We start from the raw sequence: 26,566 nt of genomic DNA, 5'->3' as shown, positions 1-26,566 counted from the left end.
CACAATCTTTTAGAAAGTGCGGTTTTTTATTGGAGTAAATAATGCCAGCCTTAATTAGTAACGCATTTAAACTCGACCTCGCCAAACTTGAACAAAATGCGCTCATTGAGTTGTTTGAGGTGGATTTACGAGGATTGAAAGATAATGACGGCATTAATGGTGAGTTATATCGCTTTTATGCTGGCACTAATGAAAAATCTCAATCTATCGTATGGCAAGGCAAAACATTTGAGCCATTTGCCGTAAAAGCTGATGGCTTTGAAATGTCAGGTAATGGCCCAAGTAATCGACCAACTCTCACGCTGGGAAATATTAACGGATTTATTACCGCGCTTTGTAATCGTTTTGAGCAGTGTTTAGGTGGTGTGGTTAGACGAAGATTAGTCTATATGCACTATCTCGATGCAGTTAATTTCGAGGGTGGAAATAAGCAAGCCGACCCATCGCAAGAAGTATTGAGTTATTTTCTGATTGAACAATTATCATCGCTCAATCGAGACGTAGCTCAATTTACTCTAGCTTTACCGTCAGAGACTGATAACGCACTAATTGGGCGAATGATTACCTCTACTTGTAATTGGCTGTATCGTGGTGTTGAGTGCGGTTATACAGGGCGAGCAGTCGCAGACGAGAAAGACCAGCCGACAAACGACCCTAAAAAAGATAAGTGCAGTGGCTTGTTGACTGGCTGCAAACTAAGAAACAACACGCATAACTATGGCGGGTTTGTTAGCGTTGATAAATTGGGGTAGAAAATGGACGGTAAACTACACAATGAAATAATCCATTACTCAAAATCAAAAGAACCACAGGAAAGCTGTGGTTTTGTTGTTTTAGTGGGCAGTGAAAAAGTCTTTATACCTTGCGAAAACGTAGCAGAAGATAAGGAAAATCACTTTGAAATCACGCCAGAAGATTACATCAACGCATCAGAGAAAGGCGAGATTGTGGCATTAGTCCACTCACACCCACAAGGCGAGCCTAAACTTTCTCAATCAGACTTACAAACGCAACTATATAGCCAATTAGATTTTTGGTTAGTTTGCGATGAAGAAATCCATATTTTCTCAAAAATCCCATTTTTAATCGGTCGTGAGTTTGATCACGGTGAAACAGATTGCTACACGCTATTCAGGGACTTTTACCACTTATCTGGTTGTGAATTGCCTGATTTTGAACGCCCTGATTACTGGTGGGAAGATGGTTTAAATCTCTACTTAGACAACATGGGAAAGTGCGGATTTGAGCAAGTTTCAGAGCCTCAAGTTGGTGATGTGATTTTGATTAGTGTTGGGGCAAACGTGCCGAATCACGCAGCAATCTATATTGGCGAACAAATGGTATTGCATCACGCGCCAAAACGCCTATCTAAGCGTGATTTATATGATGGTTACTGGCTCAAACATACTCACAGCATTTGGAGATACAGAGAATGGTCAACGTTAGATTTTACGGTAGCCTTAAACAGTTTGGATCTGAATTTAGGTTAGATTGCAAAACGCCTGCCGAAGTCGTTCAAGCTCTCACAAGCCAAATTCCAAAACTTAGACAATTCATTCAGCAAGGCTTATTTACCGTAAGGGTAGGGCGAGATTACTTTGATAATCGCTATCTTGAGCAAGGATTAAATCAAAAGCTGAAAGATGATGCAACAGTGCATTTTACCCCAACATTGAAAGGCTCAAAACGTGGTGGACTTTTTGGCGTGATTGCTGGTGTAGCTTTGATTGCAACAGCTTTCGCCTTAGGTCCATTAGGATTTAGTGTTATCGGTGCAAATGCTGCTTGGATGGTCGGTGGAGTAGGTGCATCAATGTTATTGGGTGGTGTAGCTCAAATGCTCACGAAAATGCCGTCAATGTCAACAGGCAAAGATGCTGAGAAGAAACAATCAACCAGCTTTTCAAACCTCTCGAACATGGCAGCTCAAGGTCGTCCAATGCCTCTCGCTTATGGGCGAATTCGAGTCGGCTCGCTGATTATCTCGCAAGGTGTTGAGACGATGGATATTGAGCGACAACCTCCAGAAGAGAAAAAAGGCAAATTATTACCAAGATTTAAACGATAGGAGTTAGACAATGGGTAAAAGTGGCGGTGGCGTCCATACGCCTGTTGAGGCCAAAGAAACAAGCCGAAGTAAACAGCTAGTCAAAATCATTGATGTTATTTCTGATGGTGAGATTGAGGGTTTAGCCGATGGAATGAAGTCCGTCTATTTTGACAATACACCAGTTCAAAACAAAGACGGTTCTTATAACTTTAATAACGTCCAATTAGAGGGGCGAGTAGGTAGCCAAGTTCAAGATGTAATTGCAGGATTTAATACTTCAGAAAAAGAAGTCAGCGTTGGAACGCAAGTTAGAAAGAATTTACCAATTACACGAACAGTTACAGATAACAAAGTCTCTCGATTACGCTTAACCATTGGCGTTCAATCTCTTTTTAGTCAAGCTGAAAATGGCGACACAAGCGGAACAACGGTAAATCTTGTTATTACTATCGGTTCACAATCTTATCCAGTTTCAATTAGTGGCAAATATAGCTCACAATATTTACAACAACACACTTTTGATAATCTGCCTCCAGTTCCGTTTACCGTTAAGGTTGAGCGAGTAACGGAAGATAGTAAATCACAAAGACTACAAAACAATACAGTTTGGTCAAGCTACACAGAGATTATCGACACGGAATTCACTTATCCAAATACCGCCTTAATTGGCGTGAAGTTTGATTCTGAGTATTTTAGCAATATCCCAGCAAGAACCTATGACTTGTTAGGCTTGAGAGTAAAAGTACCGAGCAATTACGACACACGCACCAGAAAATATACTGGTATGTGGGACGGTACTTTTAAGACAGATTGGACAGATAATCCAGCTTGGATTTTATACGATGTAGCAACAAGCAAGCGTTACGGATTAGGCAATAGATTAGGTGAGTTTGGTGCGGATAAATGGACTTTGTATCAAGTCTCCCAATATTGTGACCAATTAGTGCCAGACGGTTTCGGCGGACAAGAGCCAAGATTTACCTGTAATGCATGGCTAACCGAGCAACGTTCCGCATATGATGTGATTAATGATATTTGCTCAATCTTCCGTTCGATGCCAGTGTGGAACGGTCAACAGCTAACAGTTGTAATGGATAGACCAGCCGACCCAGTTTGGACATACACAAACGCAAACGTGGATGAGAGCGGATTTAATTATACGTTCTCGGCAAAAAAATCTCGCCATAACGCAATTCAGGTTGAATACGCAGACAAAGATAACTCTTATGAAAGAGCGATTGAGTATGTTTCTGACGATGAGTCAATCCGCAAGAATGGATTGAACGTTAAGAAAATCACCGCATTTGGTTGTACATCTAGGGGTCAAGCGCACCGCACTGGATTGTGGTTGTTGCAAACAGAGAAACTCGAGACTAAGACAGTCACCTTTACAGTCGGTGCAGAGGGCTTAATGCACGTGCCAGGCGACATTATCAAAGTCGCTGATACGTATTACGCAGGTACTAATGTTGGCGGTCGAGTTTTAGCGGCAAATGGTAAAAAAGTTACCCTAGACCGAGAAATCTCAGTCAATGGCAATAGTTATTTTAGCTATATCAACGCTCAAGCTAAACATCAAGATATTAAGATTGTATCTGTAAATGGCGCCGAAGTTACTTTAGACCAAGAGCCAGCAGGACTAGAGGCTTACGGTGTATGGTCGTTAAGTACTCAACAGGTAACAAGCCAATTATTTAAAGCCTTATCTGTAAAAGAGGAAAGCAAGGGCAAATATACCATTACAGCCTTGCAGCACGAGCCACAGAAAGAGGTGATTGTTGATAATGGCGCCAAGTTTGAGCCAAAAGAGACGACTATTCGTAACTTATCAAAAGTTAATGGCTCAAATGTAAACTATGGCGATGATGGCATTAATCTAACATGGGATGTTTTGTCATCACCTAATGAGATATTTACTTATGAGGTGAAGCTCTACCGAGGCGGTGCTTTATTTAGAACGTATTTAGATCTTAAAGAGCCTAAATTATCGCTTGATAACTTACCGAATGGCAGTTACACGGCAGAGATTAGAGCCAGAAATCAAAGGGGCCAATTATCAGATCCTGTAACGCGCTCATTTGAGATTAATCTCAACATCCCTAGATTTGTTACTAAATCCTTGTTGTTTGCTATTGAGCTGGATTGGGATTTACCTAAGACATTTACACCTGGGTTTAGTACTGAGATTTGGCGTAGCAATACAAATGACATAAGCACTGCAGTGAAAGTGGCAACACTGCCATATCCTCAAAGTAACTATGTTATTAATGGTGTGCCTTTATCAACAGGCTACTACTTTTATTTGAGAGGAGTAGATAAGCAGAGAAATAAAGGTGAGTTCACTGAGGCGGTGTTTGGTGAAGCAGACCATAATCCTGATAATTTGTTAAATGCGTTAGAAGGGAAAATTACTAAATCCCAACTTGGTCAAGAGCTTATCAATTCCATTAAAGCAGATATTAATAATGCTGTTGGCGAAGAAGCTAAAACAAGACAAACTGCTGTTGCGGGGGCATTGGCTCAAATAGCTGCACAAGCTCAATCATCAGGAACTGCAATTAAAAATCTTGAAAAAACAGACCAAGCACAAGCTGAAACAATTAAAACTGTGACAGCTAAGGCAGAATCAGCTTTATCAGGCATTACCGCAGTAAGACAAGCTCAAGCGCAAAGTGATAAAGCAAACGCACAGCAAATCAGTGCACTAACTGCTAAAGTTGGCAATGCTGAATCAACAGTATCGCAGGTGAGTAGTGTTGTTGCCGGACTTAATGGCAAAGTTAGCTCAATGCACACAATCAAAACACAAGCTATTGCTGGTGGGCGGACTGCTGTTGCAGGGATCGCTCTCGGTGCAAACCATGAAGAAAGTTCGGTCATTGTTATGGCTGATAAATTCGGGATTGTGGCAAATTCTAATGATGGTAATGTCAAACCTGTATTTAGTGTAGCTGATGGTCAAGTAGGTATTCGTGGTGATTTGGTTGTGGCGGGGTCTGTGACGAGAGATAAATTGTCATCTGGTAGCGGTGGCAATCTCTTATTTAATCCTATATTTTCAAATGTGGGAGGTGATGGATTGCCACACGGCTGCAGATGGTGGAGTAATTCAACGGCTCATAATCTTAGAGCAAACTCAAAACAAGCTGATGATACTTGGGGATTAACATATTATCTACCTGGTGAAAATCAGCTTCTTTTTAGTATAGACGGTGATTCATCGGCATCAGCTACAGTGGCAATGCAATCTGCGCCATGTCTTGGCGATAAATGGTATATGCTATCTGCATATATGGGTATTCACAGGGGGATGGCGAGATTAACTGCAAGATGTCATTTAAAAAATGGTGAATACAAGGATTTTAATTCTGAGAATATTATAGGTTACTCGTTCAATGGTGGACTTGCTGGCTACACCAAGCGAGCATTTATAAAATTTAAAGCACCAAGTGACGTAGAGCGGATTACGCCAATCTTCTGGGTTATAGCGAACAGCAATGAATCAGCTAAGCATCTACGAGTCGCTCGGCCAATGCTTGAAGAGTGCACGGAATTTACTACGGAGCCTAGCCCATGGCAAAATGCAGGAGTAACCGAAGTGCATGGTGGAAGCATTATTGCTAACACAATCCGTGGCGACCATATCCAAGCTAACCAAGAAATTAGAGCACCACGAATAATTGGTGGTGTCATTACTGGTAACACCGTTAATGGTGCAACAATCAATGGTGGAACAGTTAATGGTACAACTGTTAGTGGTGGTACTGTTAAAGGCTCAACCATAGAAGGTGGCGTAATCAAAGGCGCAAGACTGGAAGCTGTAACTGGTAAATTTAGTGGTACGCTTGAGGTTAATCATTTGGTTGGTGGCAACTTGTGCGAGGTGTTTGTAGCAAATATTAATATAAGAACAGTAGGTTCGAAAAATGATGAGGTCACTTTCTATACCGCTACAATTCACATCAACCCATCACCAGTTAAACGCATTGTGTTTATCGTTAATTCTGACGTTAGCTTTGTTATCAATGCTAACGAACGAAAAGAATACTATTATTCAAAAACATCTAGAGGAAACCACCCACCAGAGGTGTTTGACTTTAGCGGTGGTAATCCAAAAATCTGCGTTACAGCTTACGCTGTATCTGACGCAAGAACAATCTATCAATAGGTAGATAATTTAACGAAATGACCGCACTTTTTATGTGCGGTTTTTATTGGAGTAAAAAAATGAAATACATCACAAAACAAATCGAAGATATTCGTACTGGCGCCATGTCAGAATATCATGCAGTCACAGGTTTACAAGTTGACTATGTCAATAATAGTACATTTGTCACTATTGCATCGTATGTATCAAAAGCCAAAAAGGATGAAGGGAAAGAATCCTTATCTGTAAATACTTTCACTATCCAAGCTGTGCCAGAATGGGACAGGATTCCGTATGAATGGGCGTTAAATGAATTAGTTAAGGCACAACCTGAAGATTTTAGCCCTGAAACATATATAGGCTATGTAAACCCATATATGTTTGCTGGTGGAAAAGTAGAGCAGTAAAAAGCAAAACTGGAAAGCGGTGAAATCGATCCGAGTACGGCAAAAGATTTTGTAATCTCGGCATACCCTCAGGTCTAGTAAAAAAGTGCGGTTGTTATGGCCGCACTTAACCCTGTAACAATCATCCATTTATGTTATAAATATGTTCCGAAATAATTTTAAATATCTTTGATTTTAAAAGAGAAAAAAGAACAATAATATTGACTTTTTCGGAACGAAAAAATAAAACAAATCCTTTTACGAGGCTTGCTTATTATTTTTTATAACAAATTCTTATAACCTGCATCTAAATCGGTGTATAATCTCGTCAGTTTTTTAAGGACAAAATTATGAGCCAATTTTTCTATATCCATCCTGAAAACCCACAAGCGCGTTTGATTAATCAAGCGGTAGAAATCTTGCGTCAAGGTGGTGTCATTGTGTACCCGACAGATTCGGGCTATGCCTTAGGCTGTATGATAGGTGATAAACATGCGATGGAGCGTATTGTTGCAATTCGTAAATTGCCAGAAGGGCATAATTTTACGTTGGTATGTAGCGATTTATCCGAGCTTTCAACCTACGCAACGGTGAGTAATTCGGCTTACCGTTTAATTAAAAACAATACGCCGGGGCGTTATACTTTTATTTTGACGGCGACGAAAGAACTTCCACGTCGATTAATGACCTCAAAACGCAAGACCATTGGATTGCGTGTGCCAGATAACCAAATTGCTTTGGATTTATTGAGTGCATTAGGTGAGCCAATTCTATCTTGCTCACTGATGTTGCCTGATAATGAACATATGACTTATTCCGATCCAGAAGAGATTCGTGAATGTTTAGAACGTCAAGTGGATTTAATTATTCATGGTGGCTATTTAGGTCAAGAGCCAACAACGGTGGTAGATTTAACGGAAGAATCGCCAGTGATTTTACGTGAAGGAAGTGGTAGTACCGATCCTTTCATTTAACTTATTTTAGACGCTTGGGAAAGCGACAAAGGAAAACAGATGAAACCTATTCAAAAAACAGTCAGACAAGAACGTGAAAAACAAGCGGGAAAGCAACCGCACTTTGAGCGTAAAGAACGTAAAAGTGCGGTCAATTCTGACATCAAATCAACCCCTAAAGCTAAGGTAGCTAGACCCTCTCGTCAATCTACTGTAGAAGGTGAAAAATTACAGAAAGTGCTTGCGCGTGCGGGACAAGGCTCTCGTCGTGAAATTGAAGCGATGATTGCTGAAAACCGTGTGAGTGTTGATGGCAAAATGGCGACTCTTGGTGATCGTATCGATGTACATTCTGGTGTAAAAGTGCGTATTGATGGTCGAATCATCAACCTTCAACAAGCACAAAAAGAAGTATGTCGTGTATTAATGTATTACAAACCGGAAGGCGAACTTTGTACCCGTAGTGATCCAGAAGGTCGTGCAACTGTATTCGACCGTTTACCACGCTTAAATGGTGCAAGATGGATTGCAGTCGGTCGTTTAGATATTAATACTTCGGGCTTATTACTTTTCACAACTGATGGTGAATTAGCTAACCGTTTAATGCACCCAAGTCGTGAAGTTGAACGTGAATATTCTGTGCGCGTATTTGGTCAAGTGGACGATGCGATGTTAGCACGTTTACGTAAAGGTGTGCAGTTGGAAGATGGTCCAGCCAATTTCAAAGAAATCAAATTTGCTGGCGGTGTTGGGATTAACCAATGGTACGACGTGACTCTAATGGAAGGTCGTAATCGTGAAGTGCGACGTTTATGGGAATCACAAGGTATTCAGGTGAGTCGCTTAATTCGCATTCGTTACGGCAACATTAAGCTAATGAAAGGCTTACCGCGTGGTGGCTGGGAAGAAATGGATCTGGAAAACGTCAACTATCTACGTGAGTTAGTAGGCTTACCACCAGAAACCGAAACCAAATTAGATGTAACAAAACCTCGTCGCCGACCAAAATCAGGTCAAATTCGTAAAGCAGTAAAACGTTATACTGAGTTAAGTAAACGCTATAAAAAATAATAGGTGGTATTAGCGATGAAAATGCAGCAACTTCGCTATATTGTTGAGATTGTAAACCAAAATTTAAACGTGACAGAAGCGGCTAACGCACTTTATACCTCTCAACCTGGTATCAGTAAACAGGTTCGCTTGTTAGAAGATGAACTCGGTTTAGAGATTTTTGAGCGTAATGGTAAACACATTAAATCCATTACACCTGCGGGTAAAAAGATCGTGGCTATTGCTCGTGAGCTTTTGGTTAAAGCACAAAGCATTAAATCGGTTGCCAATGAATATACCTGTCCGAATCATGGGGTGTTACGCATTGCGACAACCAATACACAAGCGCGTTATATGCTGCCAACCGTGGTGGAACGTTTCTCTAAACAATATCCGGATGTGAGTTTACATATTCATCAAGGTTCACCGACTCAAATTCATGATGCGTTGATTTCTGGCGAAGTGGATTTAGCGATCACGACAGAGGCACCGTATCTTTTCGATGATTTAATTCAACTGCCTTGCTATTTATGGAATCGTTCGGTGATTGTTAAACCTGATCATCCTTTAGCAAAAGTGAAAGAGCTTACCGTTGAAGACTTAGGTAAATATCCGTTAGTCACTTATACTTTCGGCTTTACTGGTGTATCTGATTTAGATTATGCGTTTAACCGAGCTGGTATTTTGCCGAATATTGTGTTTACTGCAACGGATGCTGACGTGATAAAAACCTACGTGCGTTTAGGATTGGGCGTGGGCATTATGGCGTCTATAGCACATACACCTTCCGATACGGATTTAGTGGCGATTGATGCGGGAAATTTATTTCGTCCGAGTATAACGCAAATAGCCTTTAAACACAGCACATTCTTACGCAACTATATGTATGATTTTATCGAATTTTTCTCACCGCACTTAACACGTCCAATGGTTGAAAAAGCCGAGAGATTGCGTGATAACAATGCCGTGAAGAAATTGTTTGATAATGTCGAATTAGATGTGAAGTAAAATAGCAGTTAAAAATTAAACTTTTTTATAGAAGAAAGGACACGTTATAGCGTCCTTTTTTGCTATTGTTTTTCATTTTGATTCTGAAGTTTCTCTTGTTTTGAATGATAAAAATAGAGGTATGTTAAACCAATTGGTGCGATAAATACTGCGAACACAAAACACAGCATCATGGTTATGAATTTGATTATAAGCATGAATAGAGCATTAACAAAGAAAACATTATTTCCTAAAATATATTCAATAATACTTTCATAAACAAATCGAGAATAGGGATATAAGAATAAACAAATTAATCCAAGGATTATATTAGTAAGAAATATAGATGAGTTACCAGTATGACTGTAGTTGTTATATCCTATAACAGCCATAAATGTAAAAAAGATTGACCCGAATAAAAATTGACGAATATAGTAATCTTTTGATAAGCCACCAAGAGTCTTAGATAAAAATGACATAACATCTCCTTATAATTGAACCTAAAACGGGTACAAGTATGACTTGCACCTAAAATAGGTGCAATGAGAAAATTAAGATTATCTATTCATTCCGATGAATATATTTGGTTAAGAGAATTATTGCTTAATCGAAGAAAAGAGCTGGGTTTATCACAACGCGCATTTGGAGAAAAATTGGGCGTTGTACATTCGTTTATTGGAAAAGTCGAGACAGGAGATCGTCGTTTAGATGTATTTGAATTCATCGAATATTGCAAAGGACTTAATTTAGATCCAATTCAGGTATTAAGAGAAATTGAAGAAAAATTTAAAGTATAATATTTGTCATATAGTTTTACAAAAGTGTATTGAGACATTGACTCAATACGCTTTTTTACAATAAAAACAAATGAGGCACTAAATTCATGACGATAACGGTCGCGATAGAAAGCAATAATCGTGATGAGCCAAAGATAAAACCTCGGTTGGTGCCGTTATCAAATTTTACTAATAAATTTGCCATCGCCGTTAAGGCATAGACTTCAATTACCGTGAAGATGACTAAGTAAATATAAGCGGAAACCACAGAAATATATTTCAACGTAATAAACCAAGGCAAGATAATGCCCACAGCCAAGATTGGTGCCACCCATAAGGTTTGTTTAATCGTTAAATTAATTTTTCGAGAAAAATAACTTTGTAATGATACAGTCAACAAACCATTTACAAAAAGTGCCATCGGGGAGTGTTCTGTCATCCCTAATTTATTATCGAAAAGAAATGGGAAGATCACAAAGAATGACGTTGCAATGGAAAGAGGAATAAATAGCATCAAATGCACAAATAAAAATTCTTTGGTGATGATTTCTTTAATTTGAGCAATGCGAAACTTCACTAAGGTCTGTAAGGTTTGGATTTGATAAAACGGTTTTACCATTAAGGCAAAGAGAACCGCTTCCATCGCAAAGCAGACCCAAATCAGCGACTCAATGTGATTGTATTTGATAAATGGAATCACTAACAAAGGCGCAAACATAGACGACATGGAGGTGACTTTTAAATATTTTCCCTGTAATCGAGTTTTCTCTTTGTATTCTTCGCCTGCGAGTACAAGTAGGCAGGCTTTCGCATTGGTACCAAACAAACAACTGCCTAAGCCAAAACAGGTGGTGGCAATTAAAAGCAGAAGGTAATTGTCTGCAGAGAGAAAGAAAATGTAGGCGATCACATCTAAAAAGCACCCAAGCAACATCATTTTGGCCAGTCCAAATCGATCGCCCCAAATACCGGCTAAAATGGCTAATGCTTGGTTGCAGAAGAAAAGCAACGAGAGTGAAAAGGCAATTTCACTGTTACTTAAGCCTTTTCCTTGTAAATAGATGAAAAATACCGTTTGCATGGAAAAGAATGCAAGGGTAGAAAAGAAACGGCGAGTCAGTAAAAGTTTTTGTAAATTCATTGTGTTATTAAAAAAAGAAAAGCACGCGTTAAGAACGCGCGCCAGTAATTGGTTAAGTGCGGTCAAAATTCACGACGATTTTTAACCGCACTTGAGATTAAAATGAATCGTGATATTTCACTAAATCTTCGCGGCTAATGGCAAATACACCTAGACCGCCATTTTTTAGTTCAACCCATTCAAATGGCACATCTGGATATTGTTCAATGAGACTTACCATACTGTTGCCTACTTCGCAAACGAGCACGCCATTTGGTGTTAAATAATCCGGCACTTGTTTTAAAATTTGTTTTGTAATTTCTAAACCATCAACACCGGAACCTAAGGCTAATTCAGGCTCATAATGGAATTCTTCCGGCATATCTGCCAAATCTTCTTCATCTACATAAGGTGGGTTGGTCACGATTAAATCATATTGTTGACCGAAGAGATTTTGGAATAAATATGATTGAATCGGGAAAACACGGTGTTCTAATTGGTGGCGTGCAATATTGATTTCCGCTACATTTAACGCATCCACAGAAAGATCGACTGCATCCACTTCAGCCTCAGGAAAGGCTTCAGCAGTAGCAATCGCGATACAACCACTGCCGGTACAAAGATCTAAAATACGTTTTGGTTCAGATTTTAAAAGCGGAGCAAATTTATCTTGGATTAATGCACTAATTGGCGAGCGAGGAATAATCGTCCGCTCATCTACATAGAATTCTAATCCGCAGAACCACGCACTATTTGTTAAATAGGCGACAGGCATACGTTGCTCAATACGGCTTAAGACTAATTGTACTAAGGTTTCTTTTTCTGAGTGAGTGAGTTTGCTGCTAAATAAATCTTGCGGTAAATCGAGCGGTAATTGAAGTCCCGCAAGGACTAATTGAAGACTTTCATCCCACGCATTGTCATGGCCTTGTCCGTAATAAATATCAGAACGGTTAAATGTGCTGTATGTCCAGCGTAAAAAATCTTGAATGGTTGTTAATTCACTTGCCACATTATCTTCTAAAATTGTCGCAACAAGTTCTTGATTGTGTAAGGTTTCCATTTTGTGCCTCAATAAAAAATTTGGCTAGTTATACCATAGAATAGATGTGCTATCATTAAGCAAAATAACAAATTGAGAAAAATAATGACAGAACAAGATGATTTCGATCTTTTTCGGGCGGAAACAAAAGGGATCAAACCCATCAAGCAAGATACTTTTGTGGCGCCGCGTCAAAAGAGCGGTCAAAAAAAATCCGATTTACGTGATATTCGAGAAAAAGAAGATACGCTTTTCTATTTTTCCGATGAATATGAACCATTGCTAAATGAACATGATGGTGTCATCAAATATTTACGCGAAGGGGAAGATAGCCATTTATTGAAACAACTTCGTCGTGGCGATTTTTCACCCGAATTATTTTTGGATTTACATGGTTTAACCCGTGAGCAAGCCAAAATGGAATTAGCGGCATTGTTGCTAGCTTGTGAAGATCAGCATGTTTATTGCGCGAGCATCATGACCGGCTATGGAACCTTTACGTTGAAAAAACAAATTCCACGTTGGTTAGTTCAGCACCCTAAAGTCCGGGCGTTACACCAAGCACCCAAAGAATGGGGTGGAGAAGCAGCGATACTCATTTTAGTGGATGCATAAAGAAAGATGCAGATCGACATTGATCTGCATCTTTTGTCAATTATTTTGTTGCTGCTTTCATATTGCGAACAAACTCAGCAAGTTCAGTTAAACATTGAGCTTGATTATCTAAATTTCGCTCAATGATTTTTACCGTTGCAGAGCCTGAAATAGCTCCCGCAGCACCAAGTTGAAGAGCCTCTTTTACTTGAGCAGGTTGAGCAATACCAAAACCTTGTAGAATTGGTGGAGCCTTATGAGCTTTAAGTTGTTCTACAAGTGTATCTAAGTTTGCAGCATGAGCTTGATTCTCTGCACTTGTTACACCTGCACGAGAAACTAAATAGGTATAGCCTTCGCTGTTTTCAGCAACACCTTGTACCGTTTTGGCATCAGCATTTGGTGGGCAAATAAAGACAGGTTGAATGCCATACTTTTTAGCAGCTTGAACATAGTCTTCTTTTGCCAATAGTGGAATATCTGCTACTAAAACCGCATCCACGCCGACTTCTGTACAACGTTGATAGAAATTATCTAATCCTTTAGCAAAAATCAAATTTGCACAAAGGAGTAAGCTAATCGGAATTTCTGGATATTTTGACCGTACTTTAGCGAGTAATTTAAAGCTGTCTTCAGTGCTATGGCCCGCATTTAGCGCACGGTTATTAGCTGCCTGGATTACGGGACCGTCTAATAGCGGATCAGAAAATGGAAAGCCTAATTCCAACGCATCTGCGCCATTTTCAACTAAAGTACAAATAATCTCAAAAGAGCGATCAAATGTTGGATCGCATAATGTAACGAAAGGTACAAAAGCCCCTTCTTTTTTCGCTGCAAGTTCTGCAAATTTAGTTTCAAAACGGCTCATTATTGCATTCCTTTTTCTTTTAAAATTTTATCAACGGTGAAAATATCTTTATCCCCACGACCAGAAAGATTCACCACTAAAATTTGTTCTTTATTCGGTTCTTGATGAATCATTTTTAGTGCATGTGCTAATGCATGAGAACTTTCCAATGCAGGAATAATCCCTTCATGTTTTGCTAATGCTTGGAAAGCGTTTAATGCTTCATCATCTGTAATGCTTGGGTATTCGGCACGACCAATACTTTGCAAGTAAGCATGTTGAGGCCCAACAGAAGGGAAGTCTAATCCAGCAGAAATAGAGTAGGATTCTTCCACTTGACCATCTTCAGTTTGCATTAAAGGTGATTTCATGCCGAAATAAATACCCACTTTTGCATGGCCTAATGGCGCACCATGTTCACCACTTTCAATGCCGTGACCTGCAGGTTCTATACCAATTAAACGTACATCTTTTTCATCAATAAAATCGGCAAACATACCAATCGCATTGGAACCACCACCAACTGCCGCGATGACAGCATCCGGTAAACGGCCTTCTTTTTCTAAAATTTGACGTTTAGTTTCTTCACCAATCATTTTTTGGAATTCACGTACAATCGTCGGGAATGGATGAGGACCTGCTGCGGTACCCAATAAATAATGGGTGTTTTCATAGTTGGCTGACCAATCACGCATCGCTTCACAGCACGCATCTTTCAATGAGCAAGAACCTTTTTGTACAGGAATCACTTCTGCGCCCATCAAACGCATACGGAAGACGTTTGGTGATTGACGTTCCACGTCTTTTGCCCCCATATAAACACGGCAAGGCATATCTAACATCGCACAAGCAAGGGCTGTTGCTACGCCATGTTGTCCTGCACCAGTTTCTGCGATAATACGTGTTTTACCCATGCGTTTTGCTAATAAAATTTGACCTAATACTTGGTTGGTTTTATGGGCACCGCCGTGAAGTAAATCTTCACGTTTTAAATAAATTTTTGCTTTTGTCCCTTTGGTTAAATTACGGCAAAGGGTAAGTGCGGTTGGTCTGCCCGCATAATTTTTAAGTAAATCTTGAAATTCACGTTGGAATTCAGGATCGTCTTTTGCTTCCACAAAGGCTTTTTCTAGCTGTTGTAATACCGGTACGAGAATTTCCGGTACATACATTCCGCCAAATTCACCGAAATAAGGATTTAAAAGGGTTTCTGACATAATATTTCCTTGTTATTTTTGAATTCTTGCAACATTAAGTGGTGCAAAGGTTTGTGCAGTTGGCATCACTTCAATGCGATTAATATTGACATGTTCAGGTTGTTGATTGAGCCATAACACAATATTAGCTATATCTTGTGGGCTGACATATTCCACATTTTCATAGAGTTTTTTTGCTCGGGCATCATCACCTTTAAAGCGGATATTAGAAAATTCAGTTCCACCACAAAGACCGGGTTCAACATTGGACACGCGAATTTGTGTACCAGCAAGATCGGCTCGAAGATTTAAACTAAATTGTTTTATAAAAGCTTTAGTGCCACCGTATACATTGCCACCTGGATAAGGATAAGTACCTGCAATTGAGCCTAAATTAATAATATGACCTGAATTGCGTTCAACCATTTGTGGTAACACAAGACGAGTGATGGTGACGAGACCTTTAATATTGGTATCAATCATTTGCATCCAATCGTCTAAACTCGCTTTATCTGCACTTTCTAAGCCTAATCCTAAACCTGCATTATTCACCAATAAATCAATGGATTGCCAAGTAGCGGGAAGGGAATGGAAAGCATCTTCTGTTGCTTGGCGATCTGAAATATCAAAGGCAAGAAAATGGAAGTTCTCACCTAATTCTTGTTGTAATTGTTCTAAACGAGCTACGCGGCGCCCTGTGCCAATTACACGATAACCATTTTCAATAAATGTGCGACAAATTGCCGCACCAAATCCGGCAGTTGCGCCGGTTACTAACGCTGTTCTTTGCATAATGCTTCCCCTTAGCAATCAGATTAATTTGACAAAATCGTCTTAAAAACTGACCGCACTTTTTCGCTGTCTTTTACGCCTGCGGCAGTTTCTACACCAGAATTGAGATCAACCCCTAGGCAACCTTGCTTAATGGCTTGTTCAATATTGTCGGGTGAAATACCACCCGCCAAAATAATTTTGTGTTTCAAGTTTTCAGGAATGAGTGACCAATTAAAGGTTTTTCCTGTGCCACCTTGCTGATTAGCGGATTGGCTATCGAAAATATAGCGAGCAATATTTAAATCATCAGTAAAATCAACTGCACTTTGTGCTTCAGTATCGACTGAAATAGCTTTCCAAATTTGAGTATCCTCAGGTAGTTGATGGCGAAGTGCAGTAATAAATTCAGTGGTTTCTGAACCGTGTAGCTGAACGGCATAAAGCTGCAATTGTTTAGCGATTTTTATAATAAAATCAATTTCTTGATTCTGGAACACGCCAACAAAATGAAGTGGTGATGCTGTCACTAATTCTTGTGCTTGACGTAGGCTCACACAGCGTTTTGAATGATCGACGAAAATTAAGCCGCCGTATAATGCCCCGTTTGCGTAAACCTCTTTGACGTCTTGCGTGCGAGTTAAACCGCATACTTTATTTTCGCCAAAAATCACTTCACGCACAGCATTATTTAAATCTGCACTGCCCATTAGGCTGCTGCCGATCAAAAAGCCATGTGCCACTTTTTGCAAATCACGAATTTGACTGTGATTATAAATCCCTGATTCGCTGATAATACGTGCATCCGCGGGGATACGATCGGCATATTTTTGTGTGAGTTCTACTACGCGGTTTAAATCAACAGTGAGATCGTGAAGATTACGATTGTTAACACCGATAATTTTTGCACCTAGAGCAAGGGCTCGCTCAAATTCTTCTTCATTGCTGGTTTCTGTCAATACCCCCATGCCGAGAGAATGTGCAAGATCAGCCAATACGCGATAGGTTTCATCATTCACCACTGAAAGCATCAATAAAATAGCATCAGCTTGATAGTAACGCGCAAGATAAACCTGATATTCGCTGATCATAAAATCTTTGCACAATACAGGTTGTGAGACAACGTCACGTACTTGCGGCAAATAGTCAAATTTACCTTGGAAGTATTTCTCATCCGTTAGCACTGAAACCGCTGACGCATAATGTTTATACACATTGGCGATTTCATCTAAATTAAATTCACCACGAATTAATCCTTTAGAAGGGGACGCTTTCTTACATTCTAAAATATAAGCCGGTTTTTGATGGGTGCCTTTACCCAACGCATCATAAAAAGAGCGGTCAGATTTTTGAATGTTTTCTTTAAATTGTGAAAGCGGAAATTCAGTTTCCTTTGCTTTAACCCATAGTGCTTTGTCTAAGACGATTTTTTGTAGCACCGTAGCAGAGTCAATTGGTTTGGTGAAATCTTGCGTGATCATAATTTTTCTTCTTATTGTGGCTTATCAAATCAGCCTTTATCTTAATATTTTGTCAAATGTTGTAGTGTCTCAAACGCTTTGCCTGAAGCAAGGTGAGCCAACACATTTTGAACATTTTGTTTTAAGTCATCATGACCAAATAATTTCAGCAATAATGCCACATTTGCGGCTACCGCATTAGCATGCTCTGCTTTGCCTTTACCTTGTAAAAGTGCGGTCAGATATTGGGCGTTTTCTTGCGGTTCGCCACCACGTAAACTTTCTAAAGATTGTGTTTTTAAACCAAAATCTTCTGGCGTTAAGGTGAAGTAGTCAATTTTGCCGTTTTTAATTTCAGCGACTTGCGTTTCACCATGTACGGCGACTTCATCAAGACCCGCACCATGAACCACAAAAGTATGTTGATGGCCTAATGCAACAGCTGTTTCAGCATAGGTTTTCACTAATTCAGGAGCATACACACCAAGCAAATGATAAGTTGGGCGAGCTGGATTGATTAATGGCCCCAAAATGTTAAAAAGCGTACGTGTTTTTAATGCTGCACGAACAGGAGCGACATGTTTAAACCCACTGTGATATTGTTGAGCAAATAAGAAGCATACGCCAATATCATCAAGTGCTTGACGAGCTTGTTCTGACGTGACATTCACATTTACACCAAGTGCGGTTAATACATCACTGGCACCTGATTTGCTTGATACGCTTCGGTTACCGTGTTTTGCTACTTTGGCACCCATAGAGGCTGCAACAATGGCACTCGCCGTAGAAATATTAATTGTGTTTTGACCATCGCCACCCGTTCCTACAATATCCGCAAAAGGGTAATCAGGACGAGGGAATGATTTGGCATTGTTCAAGGATGCTGATACCGCACCACTTAATTCCTCAATGGCGGCACCACGTACTTTTAACGCAATCAGCATGGCAGCGATTTGTTCGTTATTCAGTTCGCCTTGCATAATGGCATTAAAAATGACCGCACTTTCTTCTTTATTAAGTGTTTTTCCACTGTAAAGTTGTTCTAATAATTGAGCCGTTTGCATAATCTCGTCCTTTATACGTAAATATCGTAATCTAAATCGCGTGCTTCATCGCCAGTCATACCACGGAAACCCCAACAATGCGCAGGTTGTTCTTTAATCGTAATTTCAACGTTGTGAGATTTAATCCCAATTTTGTATTCCAGTTCGCTGAAAAGCATTTTGATTAAACGTTTTTTCGTGCCTTCCATACGACCTTGCATGAGGTTAATTTCAATAACGGTGTAATCATCGTTACGATCGATAGGATAAAGGAAATCTTCTTTATCTAAACATAAAAAACGAATTGCATGCTTTCCACGAGGAATGTCTAAACCAAGGTTTAAACAGTTATAAATTACTTCAGCAATATCTTGACGACGAGGTGCAAGCACTTCTTTTAATCCATATACGGTAATCATTTTTCTTCCTTAATCTCTGTTTAATAACCATTCCACAGATTGTTGTAATAATTTGGGACCTTGCACAGTAAGGATGCTTTCTGGATGGAATTGGAAAGCACAAATTGGCAAGGTTTTATGACGAATCGCCATCACGATACCATTGTAATCGGCATTGACAATAAATTCGTCAGGCAGATTTTTACCCATTAAAGAGTGATAGCGTGCCACAGGCATTGGGTTAGCAATATCTTTAAACATGGCTTGGTTATCGTGTTGAATGCGCGATACTTTACCATGTAATACTTCGCCTGCATGTACAACCTCTCCACCAAAAGCTTGAATAAGCGCTTGATGGCCTAAGCAAATACCAATAATTGGCACATCATTTTTTAAACGTTCAATAAGTGGGAGTAAGATGCCTGCTTCTGCCGGGGTACCTGGTCCTGGAGAGAGTGCAAGAATCGTATCCGGTGTATTTAATGCTTCTTGTACCACTTGTTCTAAATTAGTGTCATTACGATAAATTTTTACGTTATGCCCAAGCACTCGGAATTGATCCACTAAGTTATAAGTGAATGAATCAAAATTATCTAAAAAGAGAATATTAGCCATAATTTATCGTCCTTATTTTGCTTGGGTATTGATTTGTTTGATTGCTTTAAGCACTGCAGCCGCTTTATGGCGAGTTTCATCCGCTTCCATTTGTGGATCAGAATCCAATACTTCGCCACAACCCGCTTGAATATGGGCAATGCCATTTTGTACAAAAGCAGAACGAATGACGATACAGGTATCGAAATGACCATCAGACGTGAGATAACCGACCGCACCACCGTAGCTGTGACGTTTTTGCTGTTCAAATTGATAGATTAACTGCATCGCTTTGATTTTAGGCGCACCAGTTAATGTCCCCATATTCATACAAGCTTGATAAGCGTGTAAGGCATCAAGTTCAGGACGAAGTTTACCCACTACGCGAGAAACCAAATGCATGATGTGCGAATAGCGATCCACTTGCATTAATTCGGCGACTTTACGTGTACCACTTTGGCAAACACGAGCAATATCATTACGGGCTAAATCCACTAACATTAAATGTTCAGCTTGCTCTTTATGATCAAGACGTAATTCTAATTCCAAACGTGCATCTAATTCTGGATCAATATTACCATGGGCATCAAAACCACGTGGGCGAGAACCTGCAATTGGATAAATTTCTAATTGGCGATTGTCCGGTGCATATTTCAACGCACTTTCTGGTGATGCTCCGAATAAAATGAAATCCTCATCGTTCATGTAGAACATATAAGGGCTTGGATTGTTATGTTTTAATTGTGCATAGCTCGCAAGGGTATTCGGGCAAGCCAATGAAAAACGGCGGGATGGCACGATTTGGAACACATCACCAATATTAATATGATGTTTTAATGCTTTTACAATGCCGATGAATTCAGGATCTTCAAAGTTAGTGTTGACCTCATCACTTGCTGCTTTAATGGAAAATACACCATCAATATTTTTTAATTTTTGAGCAATAGAAAGTGCCGTTTTCGCGACTTCCACTTGTTCTTCTTGACTAAAACAAAAGCTTTTTAATGTGGCTTGTTGGCTTTGGTGATCGATGGTGATTAAATTTTCTGCGAGATAAAAACTGTAATCCGGGCAGTTAATGCCATCATCTTTTAATTCAACACCTTGCATTGGAATAAAATTTGCCACCAAATCATAAGCAAATAAACCACCTAAAAAGACAGGTGTGCTGCTATGTTGATAATGGTTAGAAATTACACGAAGTCCATCAAAAATGGTTGCAGCTTGTAATTTGCTGTCTTCATCTAATTGATTGTCGAGCTGCGCAAATTGTACAGAAAATTCATTCTCAAAATTAACCACACTTACGGTACCAAGTTGGCTTAATACAGGATGAATTTCGTTTAACACTTGTTTTCCGTTCGCATTCAATGCTCTAAAGGTCACCTGATTGCCTAAACAAGTAATTTTAACGGCAGCATTAATTAGAATAAGGCTCTGTAAGCTATTTTTACTACCAATTTCGGCAGAGTCGAGTAGAAGAGAATTTGAGTTCTGTTGGCAAAGCGTATTAAAAATTGCGGTGGTGTCGGCATGATAGGGAACCGGTTGAGAGGTCACCGCAATAAAAGGGGTATTTTTCATAATCAATCCTGTATTTTGAACTTTTGCACTATTAAACTAGTACACAATGCATAAGTCAAGAAAATAATCAAAAAATTGGCGTGATTTTACAATATTTTTTTAATTTTTAACCAAAGATATTAAAAATAGAGAAAGTTGATTAGAAAAAAGCCATTTTGAGGCATATCTCAAAATGGCTTATCTGGGGATTTTAGTAATTAGAGAGATGCAACAATCTCATCAATTTTATTTCTTGCTGAACGTTGTGCTTTTTCAATCGCTTCAGCACCTAATCCGATGCCTTTTGCATAAGCAAACTGAACATCGGTAATGCCAACAAAACCTAAAATCGCTTTTAAGTAAGTTGTCACATTGTTGTTGTCATCATACATGCCACCAAAACTTGCTAATACAACCGCTTTTTTACCTTGAAGTAAACCTTCAGGGCCATTTGCGGTGTATTGGAAAGTCACACGAGGACGCGCAATAAAATCAAAATAAGATTTAAGTTGTGTTGGGATGCCTAAGTTATACATAGGTGCACCAATTACAATAATATCAGCGGCTTTTAATTCAGCCACTAACTCATCAGATAAGGCTAAAAGTGCATTTTCTTCTGCAGTTTTAGGTTCGCCACGTACCGCAGTTGCCGCCGTTGCATCAAAATGGGGAAGTTGTTGCGCCGCTAAATCACGTACCACAATGTTGTGGTCTTTTAATTTTTCAATGGTGTAATCGGCTAATTTATTACTTTGAGAGTTATCTGCAAGGATGCTTGATTTCAATACTAATACGTTCATAGAGTTTCCTTTAATTGGTGTTTATCAAAAGTGCGGTCATTTTATCGGAAATTTTGAATAGATAAAGTAGCTATCAGGAAAATCATTATTTACTCATTGGAAAGAATTCAGCGAGATATTAACAAGTGTGGTGGAAAGTGCTAAAATTCTCCGCCGCACTTGGTTTGCTCGATAGTGGGAGTGAATGAAAGTGCGGTTTGTTTTTAATCATTATTTGCATGTTGCCTTTCGTATGGGCGACCACTGTATAAGGAAAAATTATGCCTATTATTACTTTACCGGACGGTTCTAAACGTGAATTTGATCGTCCAGTTTCTGTGTTAGAAGTGGCTCAAGATATCGGAGCCGGTCTTGCCAAAGCAACCATCGCTGGCCGTGTAAACGGTGAACGTCGTGATGCGTGTGACATCATCAATGAAGATGCCAACCTTGAAATTATTACGGCAAAAGATGAAGACGGTTTAGAAATTATTCGTCACTCTTGCGCACACTTGCTTGGTCACGCTATCAAACAATTATTCCCAGATGTCAAAATGGCAATCGGTCCAACGATTGAAAATGGCTTCTATTATGACGTGGATTTAGACCGTTCTTTAACGCAAGAAGACATTGATGCTATCGAAAAACGTATGCTGGAATTGGCGAAAACCAATTATGACGTGATCAAAACTCCGGTAAGCTGGCAAGAAGCAAGAGATACTTTTGAAAAACGCGGTGAGCCATACAAAATGGCTATTTTAGATGAAAACATCGAACGTACCGCAACGCCTGCGCTTTATCATCACGAAGAATACATTGATATGTGTCGTGGGCCGCATGTGCCGAATATGCGTTTCTGCCATCACTTCAAATTAATGAAAGTAGCCGGTGCATACTGGCGCGGTGATAGCAAAAATAAAATGTTACAACGTATCTACGGTACGGCTTGGGCAGATAAAAAACAATTAGCAGAATACTTAACTCGCTTAGAAGAAGCGGCAAAACGTGACCACCGTAAAATCGGTAAAGCGTTAGATTTATATCATATGCAAGAAGAAGCACCGGGTATGGTGTTCTGGCATAACGATGGTTGGACAATTTTCCGTGAATTGGAAACCTTCGTACGTACTAAATTAAAAGAATACGATTATCAAGAAGTGAAAGGTCCGTTCATGATGGACCGTGTGTTATGGGAAAAAACAGGTCACTGGCAAAACTACGGCGATTTGATGTTTACTACACAATCAGAAAACCGTGAATATGCGATTAAACCAATGAACTGCCCGGGACACGTTCAAATCTTTAACCAAGGTTTAAAATCTTACCGTGATTTACCAATCCGTATGGCGGAATTTGGTTCTTGTCACCGTAACGAACCATCAGGTTCTTTACACGGTTTAATGCGTGTACGTGGCTTTACTCAAGATGATGCACATATTTTCTGTACTGAAGACCAAATTGAAAGTGAAGTAACCAGTTGTATCAAAATGGTTTACGACATTTACAGCACGTTCGGTTTCCAAAATATTCAGGTGAAATTATCCACTCGTCCTGAAAAACGTATCGGTGCAGATGATATGTGGGATCGTGCAGAAGCAGGTCTTGCAGCAGCATTAGCACATAACGGCCTTGAATATGAAATTCAAGAAGGTGAAGGTGCATTCTATGGTCCGAAAATTGAGTTTGCATTACGTGACTGCTTAGATCGTGAATGGCAATGCGGTACTATCCAATTAGACTTTGCATTACCAGGCCGTCTAAATGCGTCTTATGTGGCAGAAGATAATGATCGCCGTACACCAGTGATGATTCACCGTGCGATTTTAGGTTCGATTGAACGTTTCATCGGTATTATTACTGAAGAGTATGCGGGTTTCTTCCCAGCATGGTTAGCGCCAGTTCAAGCGATTGTGATGAATATTACTGATAGTCAAGCTGATTACGTGCAAAAAGTGGTGAAACAACTTTCTGATGCTGGATTACGTGTTAAAGCTGATTTACGTAATGAAAAAGTCGGCTTCAAGATTCGCGAACACACCTTACGTCGCGTGCCTTATATGCTTGTTTGCGGTGATAAAGAAATCGCCGAAGGCAAAGTGGCAGTACGTACCCGTAAAGGTGCTGATTTAGGTACTTTCACGATTGAAGAGTTTGCTGAAATCTTAAAATCCCAAGTAAGACAACGTGAGTTGAAATTGTTGGGTGAAGAGTAATTAATTTTTTAAAATCTTAATTAAAAATGACCGCACTTTGATGTGCGGCTTTTTTATATTCACGGTATAAAAATAAACTCAAGTCTCTCTTTCTTCTATATAATAACCTTATCACAAGGAGGCGAATATGACAGCTCAAACTCAACAATTAACACCAGAATTAACTTTAGAATATATCAATGAAATTCCTGTTTTAATCTTAAATCACCCAGTAGGATCGGCTCGAATTGCACTACAAGGGGCACAGCTATTAAATTGGCAGCCTAAAGGGGCAGAGCAGGATATTTTTTGGTTAAGTGAGATTGAATCTTTTACACAAGGTGTTGCGATTCGTGGTGGTGTACCGATTTGTTACCCTTGGTTTGGCGGTGTTAAACAACCTTCACACGGTACAGCGCGTTTACGTTTATGGCAATTAAGTGATTATGATCTGCAAGCGAATGAAGTGCGGTTAGAATTTTCACTGTTTTCTGAATATGGTGTGATTGAAGCCAAAATGAAAATGGAATTTACCGATAAATGCACAATGACTTTAACGCATTTGGGACAAGAGCCAGCTCAAGCAGCATTACACAGCTATTTTAATATCGGTGATATTTCACAAATTGAAGTCCAAAATTTACCAAGCCGTTGTTATGACTCATTACAAGGTAAACATACTGATGTTCCTTCAACACGCAGAATAGAACAAGGTGTAGATTGTATTTATACGTTAGAGAAAGATAAAACATTGTTGGTGGATAAAGCATTTAATCGACGTATTCAAATTACCCATCATTATGTAGATTCAATTGTGCTATGGAATCCTTGGGAGAAAACACCTAGTGCAATGAAAGCAGATGGATATAAAAATATGGTGTGTATTGAAACCGCAAGATTAGAGAAACTACTTCAATTTGGAGAGAGCATTTCAGCTGAAATAAGTGCTTTACCTGCTGATATTTAAAGGAATAGAAATCCTTGTTGCATAAACGTGGCAAATACTATAAAATCTGGCTCGTTTTTTGTTTGTTTTTATAGCAAATGATTTAATAGATCTTCTGTTTGAATGCAGTCGATTTTTTCTTAAATAAATAGAAGGAATAACATTATCAAAACCGTAAAAAAAGCGCCGGCAGCTAACCGCCCGAATCGCATTAACGATGAAATTCGAGTAAAAGAAGTTCGTTTGATTGACCAAGATGGTGAACAAGCGGGGATTGTATCAATTCAACAGGCCTTAGAAATGGCAGAACAAGCAGCGCTTGATTTAGTTGAGATCAGTCCGAATGCCGAACCACCGGTTTGTCGTATTATGAACTACGGCAAGTTCCTCTATGAAAAGAGCAAAACCGCAAAAGAACAGAAGAAAAAACAAAAAGTTGTACAAGTAAAGGAAATTAAATTCCGTCCAGGTACTGATGAAGGTGACTACCAAGTTAAATTACGTAGCTTAATCCGTTTCTTAGAAGATGGCGATAAAGCGAAAATTACCGTACGTTTTCGTGGTCGTGAAATGGCTCACCAAGATATTGGTTTAGACGTATTAGAACGCGTTAAAAACGATTTGGCTGACATTTCAGTAGTGGAATCTGCACCGGGTAAACTAGAAGGTCGCCAAGCGGTAATGGTGTTAGCACCTAAGAAAAAATAATTTTTTATTTAGATCTAATCTAGATAATCTAATTTTCACTTCGGTGAGGATACAATTGCATATTAGGCAAACTACGCAGCCTAATTGCTTTTGGAGAAGGGCAATTCAATTTGCTATATTGGAATAATTAGTGCCTACAAGTAATCTTCGGATTCGCCTAATTATGTGTTTAACTTAAAATGCGGAGTTTTTTAACAATGCCTAAAATTAAAACAGTACGTGGTGCTGCTAAGCGTTTCAAAAAAACAGCTTCTGGCGGTTTCAAACGTAAACAATCTCACTTACGTCATATTTTGACTAAAAAGACAACTAAACGTAAACGTCATTTACGTCATAAATCAATGGTTGCGAAAGCAGACCAAGTTTTAGTAGTAGCTTGCTTACCATACGCATAAGCCGTTATTTAAGCAAAACGTACGATTAGTTAAATTAGTTAAAAATATTACATAGGAGATTAAATAATGGCTCGTGTAAAACGTGGTGTTATTGCAAGAGCACGCCATAAGAAAGTTCTTAAGGCTGCTAAAGGTTATTATGGTGCACGTTCACGCGTGTATCGCGTTGCTTTCCAAGCGGTGATCAAAGCTGGTCAATACGCATATCGTGACCGTCGTCAACGTAAACGTCAATTCCGTCAATTATGGATTGCACGTATCAACGCTGCGGCTCGTCAAAATGGTTTATCTTACAGCAAATTCATCAACGGCTTAAAAAAAGCGTCTGTTGAAATCGACCGTAAGATCCTTGCTGATATCGCTGTATTCGACAAAGTGGCGTTCGCTGCATTAGTTGAAAAAGCAAAATCTGCACTTTAATTTTTTAAAGTTTAGATCAAAAATTAGGACGCTGAAAAGCGTCCTTTTTTATTACCTCCCAAAAGAAAAAACCGCTACTCAAAACTTGAATAGCGGGGAGGTCTTAATTTATAAGAAACTTCAAAAAGATAACTGCAATATACAGTGCA

General features: G+C 39.4%; 26 protein-coding genes and 1 pseudogene. 15 read left to right on the top strand and 12 right to left on the bottom strand.

Annotation, left to right across the window (positions count from 1 at the left end):
- The first annotated feature begins 41 nt into the window (after window positions 1–41).
- From ACXVWP_RS01440 to cysB, 8 genes and pseudogenes are all read left to right on the top strand, one after another.
- A complete protein-coding gene (locus tag ACXVWP_RS01440; RefSeq protein ID WP_289901877.1) occupies window positions 42–752 on the top strand; it encodes a phage minor tail protein L in 711 nt (236 codons plus the stop codon).
- A 3-nt stretch (window positions 753–755) separates the two neighbouring features.
- On the top strand, window positions 756–1,490 hold the full coding sequence (locus tag ACXVWP_RS01435) for a C40 family peptidase (protein WP_297567855.1): 735 nt from the start codon (window positions 756–758) through the stop codon (window positions 1,488–1,490).
- Window positions 1,433–2,068, top strand: a complete 636-nt coding sequence (locus ACXVWP_RS01430) for a tail assembly protein (protein WP_297567853.1) — start codon at window positions 1,433–1,435, stop codon at window positions 2,066–2,068. The genes ACXVWP_RS01435 and ACXVWP_RS01430 overlap by 58 nt, the downstream gene beginning before the upstream one ends.
- A gap of 10 nt (window positions 2,069–2,078) precedes the next feature.
- On the top strand, window positions 2,079–6,218 hold the full coding sequence (locus tag ACXVWP_RS01425) for a host specificity protein J (protein WP_458473193.1): 4,140 nt from the start codon (window positions 2,079–2,081) through the stop codon (window positions 6,216–6,218).
- 59 nt (window positions 6,219–6,277) lie between these two features.
- On the top strand, window positions 6,278–6,604 hold the full coding sequence (locus tag ACXVWP_RS01420; protein ID WP_458473192.1) for a hypothetical protein: 327 nt from the start codon (window positions 6,278–6,280) through the stop codon (window positions 6,602–6,604).
- A gap of 329 nt (window positions 6,605–6,933) precedes the next feature.
- Window positions 6,934–7,557, top strand: coding sequence for an L-threonylcarbamoyladenylate synthase (locus ACXVWP_RS01415; RefSeq protein ID WP_128787353.1), 624 nt, complete (start codon window positions 6,934–6,936; stop codon window positions 7,555–7,557).
- 117 nt (window positions 7,558–7,674) lie between these two features.
- Window positions 7,675–8,607, top strand: a pseudogene (gene rluB / locus ACXVWP_RS01410) (23S rRNA pseudouridine(2605) synthase RluB); the annotation flags it as partial.
- A 15-nt stretch (window positions 8,608–8,622) separates the two neighbouring features.
- Window positions 8,623–9,594, top strand: coding sequence for an HTH-type transcriptional regulator CysB (cysB, locus tag ACXVWP_RS01405; protein WP_289902262.1), 972 nt, complete (start codon window positions 8,623–8,625; stop codon window positions 9,592–9,594).
- Between the two features lie 62 nt (window positions 9,595–9,656).
- Here the strand turns inward: cysB and ACXVWP_RS01400 are convergent, their stop codons facing one another.
- Window positions 9,657–10,052, bottom strand: a complete 396-nt coding sequence (locus tag ACXVWP_RS01400; RefSeq protein WP_289902261.1) for a hypothetical protein — start codon at window positions 10,050–10,052, stop codon at window positions 9,657–9,659.
- Window positions 10,053–10,115: 63 nt separating this feature from the next.
- On the opposite strand from ACXVWP_RS01400, the gene ACXVWP_RS01395 reads away from it, so the two are divergent.
- Entirely contained in the window at window positions 10,116–10,370 is a 255-nt protein-coding gene (locus ACXVWP_RS01395) for a helix-turn-helix domain-containing protein (protein ID WP_126471291.1), read from the top strand.
- 55 nt (window positions 10,371–10,425) lie between these two features.
- Here ACXVWP_RS01395 and ACXVWP_RS01390 read toward each other — a convergent pair whose 3' ends face one another.
- Together ACXVWP_RS01390 and prmB are read right to left on the bottom strand one after the other, a co-directional pair.
- Window positions 10,426–11,490, bottom strand: coding sequence for an MFS transporter (locus ACXVWP_RS01390; protein ID WP_289902260.1), 1,065 nt, complete (start codon window positions 11,488–11,490; stop codon window positions 10,426–10,428).
- A 97-nt stretch (window positions 11,491–11,587) separates the two neighbouring features.
- Complete coding sequence (prmB, locus tag ACXVWP_RS01385; protein WP_289902259.1) at window positions 11,588–12,532, bottom strand: 50S ribosomal protein L3 N(5)-glutamine methyltransferase; 945 nt, start codon at window positions 12,530–12,532, stop codon at window positions 11,588–11,590.
- Window positions 12,533–12,616: 84 nt separating this feature from the next.
- On the opposite strand from prmB, the gene smrB reads away from it, so the two are divergent.
- Complete coding sequence (gene smrB, locus ACXVWP_RS01380) at window positions 12,617–13,126, top strand: endonuclease SmrB (protein WP_297567844.1); 510 nt, start codon at window positions 12,617–12,619, stop codon at window positions 13,124–13,126.
- Window positions 13,127–13,166: 40 nt separating this feature from the next.
- Here the strand turns inward: smrB and trpA are convergent, their stop codons facing one another.
- The 9 genes from trpA to ACXVWP_RS01335 form a co-directional block, all read right to left on the bottom strand.
- Window positions 13,167–13,973 (bottom strand): tryptophan synthase subunit alpha, encoded by an 807-nt coding sequence (trpA, locus tag ACXVWP_RS01375; RefSeq protein WP_289902258.1) that lies wholly within the window; start codon window positions 13,971–13,973, stop codon window positions 13,167–13,169.
- Window positions 13,973–15,169: a tryptophan synthase subunit beta gene (trpB, locus tag ACXVWP_RS01370; protein WP_289902257.1), complete on the bottom strand. Its 1,197-nt coding sequence runs from the start codon at window positions 15,167–15,169 to the stop codon at window positions 13,973–13,975. Before trpB ends, trpA begins: the two co-directional genes overlap by 1 nt.
- 12 nt (window positions 15,170–15,181) lie before the next feature.
- On the bottom strand, window positions 15,182–15,940 hold the full coding sequence (locus tag ACXVWP_RS01365) for an SDR family oxidoreductase (RefSeq protein ID WP_289902256.1): 759 nt from the start codon (window positions 15,938–15,940) through the stop codon (window positions 15,182–15,184).
- 23 nt (window positions 15,941–15,963) lie between these two features.
- Window positions 15,964–17,400, bottom strand: a complete 1,437-nt coding sequence (gene trpCF / locus ACXVWP_RS01360) for a bifunctional indole-3-glycerol-phosphate synthase TrpC/phosphoribosylanthranilate isomerase TrpF (RefSeq protein WP_369866638.1) — start codon at window positions 17,398–17,400, stop codon at window positions 15,964–15,966.
- 41 nt (window positions 17,401–17,441) lie between these two features.
- A complete protein-coding gene (gene trpD / locus ACXVWP_RS01355) occupies window positions 17,442–18,443 on the bottom strand; it encodes an anthranilate phosphoribosyltransferase (RefSeq protein ID WP_289902254.1) in 1,002 nt (333 codons plus the stop codon).
- Between the two features lie 11 nt (window positions 18,444–18,454).
- Complete coding sequence (locus ACXVWP_RS01350; RefSeq protein ID WP_005629316.1) at window positions 18,455–18,841, bottom strand: tautomerase family protein; 387 nt, start codon at window positions 18,839–18,841, stop codon at window positions 18,455–18,457.
- A gap of 9 nt (window positions 18,842–18,850) precedes the next feature.
- Complete coding sequence (locus ACXVWP_RS01345) at window positions 18,851–19,435, bottom strand: aminodeoxychorismate/anthranilate synthase component II (RefSeq protein WP_289902253.1); 585 nt, start codon at window positions 19,433–19,435, stop codon at window positions 18,851–18,853.
- Between the two features lie 12 nt (window positions 19,436–19,447).
- Complete coding sequence (gene trpE, locus ACXVWP_RS01340) at window positions 19,448–20,998, bottom strand: anthranilate synthase component I (protein WP_289902252.1); 1,551 nt, start codon at window positions 20,996–20,998, stop codon at window positions 19,448–19,450.
- A gap of 197 nt (window positions 20,999–21,195) precedes the next feature.
- Window positions 21,196–21,777, bottom strand: coding sequence for an FMN-dependent NADH-azoreductase (locus ACXVWP_RS01335; protein ID WP_289902251.1), 582 nt, complete (start codon window positions 21,775–21,777; stop codon window positions 21,196–21,198).
- A 260-nt stretch (window positions 21,778–22,037) separates the two neighbouring features.
- Here ACXVWP_RS01335 and thrS point away from each other — a divergent pair, with 260 nt between their 5' ends.
- The 5 genes from thrS (at window position 22,038) to rplT (ending at window position 26,417) form a co-directional block, all read left to right on the top strand.
- On the top strand, window positions 22,038–23,969 hold the full coding sequence (thrS, locus tag ACXVWP_RS01330) for a threonine--tRNA ligase (RefSeq protein ID WP_289902250.1): 1,932 nt from the start codon (window positions 22,038–22,040) through the stop codon (window positions 23,967–23,969).
- A 127-nt stretch (window positions 23,970–24,096) separates the two neighbouring features.
- Window positions 24,097–24,915 carry a D-hexose-6-phosphate mutarotase gene (locus tag ACXVWP_RS01325; protein ID WP_289902249.1) on the top strand — a complete coding sequence of 273 codons (819 nt, stop codon included), beginning with the start codon at window positions 24,097–24,099 and terminating at the stop codon, window positions 24,913–24,915.
- 123 nt (window positions 24,916–25,038) lie between these two features.
- Complete coding sequence (infC, locus tag ACXVWP_RS01320; protein WP_430537364.1) at window positions 25,039–25,602, top strand: translation initiation factor IF-3; 564 nt, start codon at window positions 25,039–25,041, stop codon at window positions 25,600–25,602.
- A 197-nt stretch (window positions 25,603–25,799) separates the two neighbouring features.
- Entirely contained in the window at window positions 25,800–25,997 is a 198-nt protein-coding gene (rpmI, locus tag ACXVWP_RS01315; RefSeq protein ID WP_005596065.1) for a 50S ribosomal protein L35, read from the top strand.
- Between the two features lie 66 nt (window positions 25,998–26,063).
- Complete coding sequence (gene rplT, locus ACXVWP_RS01310; protein ID WP_005596075.1) at window positions 26,064–26,417, top strand: 50S ribosomal protein L20; 354 nt, start codon at window positions 26,064–26,066, stop codon at window positions 26,415–26,417.
- Window positions 26,418–26,566: the final 149 nt, after the last annotated feature.

This window comes from Haemophilus sp. SZY H56, from assembly GCF_054332415.1.
Note: the sequence above shows the minus strand (reverse complement) of the source record. Positions and strands in the feature narration are given on the sequence as shown.

Coding starts and splice junctions, on each gene's coding strand:
- ACXVWP_RS01440 (WP_289901877.1), top strand. CDS start 42: ATGCCAGCCTTAATTAGTAACGCATTTAAACTCGACCTCGCCAAACTT.
- trpE (WP_289902252.1), bottom strand. CDS start 20,998: ATGAAAAATACCCCTTTTATTGCGGTGACCTCTCAACCGGTTCCCTAT.
- smrB (WP_297567844.1), top strand. CDS start 12,617: ATGACAGAACAAGATGATTTCGATCTTTTTCGGGCGGAAACAAAAGGG.
- ACXVWP_RS01325 (WP_289902249.1), top strand. CDS start 24,097: ATGACAGCTCAAACTCAACAATTAACACCAGAATTAACTTTAGAATAT.
- ACXVWP_RS01395 (WP_126471291.1), top strand. CDS start 10,116: ATGAGAAAATTAAGATTATCTATTCATTCCGATGAATATATTTGGTTA.
- ACXVWP_RS01390 (WP_289902260.1), bottom strand. CDS start 11,490: ATGAATTTACAAAAACTTTTACTGACTCGCCGTTTCTTTTCTACCCTT.
- rpmI (WP_005596065.1), top strand. CDS start 25,800: ATGCCTAAAATTAAAACAGTACGTGGTGCTGCTAAGCGTTTCAAAAAA.
- trpCF (WP_369866638.1), bottom strand. CDS start 17,400: ATGATCACGCAAGATTTCACCAAACCAATTGACTCTGCTACGGTGCTA.
- cysB (WP_289902262.1), top strand. CDS start 8,623: ATGAAAATGCAGCAACTTCGCTATATTGTTGAGATTGTAAACCAAAAT.
- ACXVWP_RS01430 (WP_297567853.1), top strand. CDS start 1,433: ATGGTCAACGTTAGATTTTACGGTAGCCTTAAACAGTTTGGATCTGAA.
- ACXVWP_RS01345 (WP_289902253.1), bottom strand. CDS start 19,435: ATGGCTAATATTCTCTTTTTAGATAATTTTGATTCATTCACTTATAAC.
- trpA (WP_289902258.1), bottom strand. CDS start 13,973: ATGAGCCGTTTTGAAACTAAATTTGCAGAACTTGCAGCGAAAAAAGAA.
- ACXVWP_RS01335 (WP_289902251.1), bottom strand. CDS start 21,777: ATGAACGTATTAGTATTGAAATCAAGCATCCTTGCAGATAACTCTCAA.
- ACXVWP_RS01350 (WP_005629316.1), bottom strand. CDS start 18,841: ATGATTACCGTATATGGATTAAAAGAAGTGCTTGCACCTCGTCGTCAA.
- ACXVWP_RS01415 (WP_128787353.1), top strand. CDS start 6,934: ATGAGCCAATTTTTCTATATCCATCCTGAAAACCCACAAGCGCGTTTG.
- ACXVWP_RS01435 (WP_297567855.1), top strand. CDS start 756: ATGGACGGTAAACTACACAATGAAATAATCCATTACTCAAAATCAAAA.
- ACXVWP_RS01425 (WP_458473193.1), top strand. CDS start 2,079: ATGGGTAAAAGTGGCGGTGGCGTCCATACGCCTGTTGAGGCCAAAGAA.
- trpD (WP_289902254.1), bottom strand. CDS start 18,443: ATGCAAACGGCTCAATTATTAGAACAACTTTACAGTGGAAAAACACTT.
- ACXVWP_RS01365 (WP_289902256.1), bottom strand. CDS start 15,940: ATGCAAAGAACAGCGTTAGTAACCGGCGCAACTGCCGGATTTGGTGCG.
- ACXVWP_RS01420 (WP_458473192.1), top strand. CDS start 6,278: ATGAAATACATCACAAAACAAATCGAAGATATTCGTACTGGCGCCATG.
- thrS (WP_289902250.1), top strand. CDS start 22,038: ATGCCTATTATTACTTTACCGGACGGTTCTAAACGTGAATTTGATCGT.
- rplT (WP_005596075.1), top strand. CDS start 26,064: ATGGCTCGTGTAAAACGTGGTGTTATTGCAAGAGCACGCCATAAGAAA.
- ACXVWP_RS01400 (WP_289902261.1), bottom strand. CDS start 10,052: ATGTCATTTTTATCTAAGACTCTTGGTGGCTTATCAAAAGATTACTAT.
- trpB (WP_289902257.1), bottom strand. CDS start 15,169: ATGTCAGAAACCCTTTTAAATCCTTATTTCGGTGAATTTGGCGGAATG.
- prmB (WP_289902259.1), bottom strand. CDS start 12,532: ATGGAAACCTTACACAATCAAGAACTTGTTGCGACAATTTTAGAAGAT.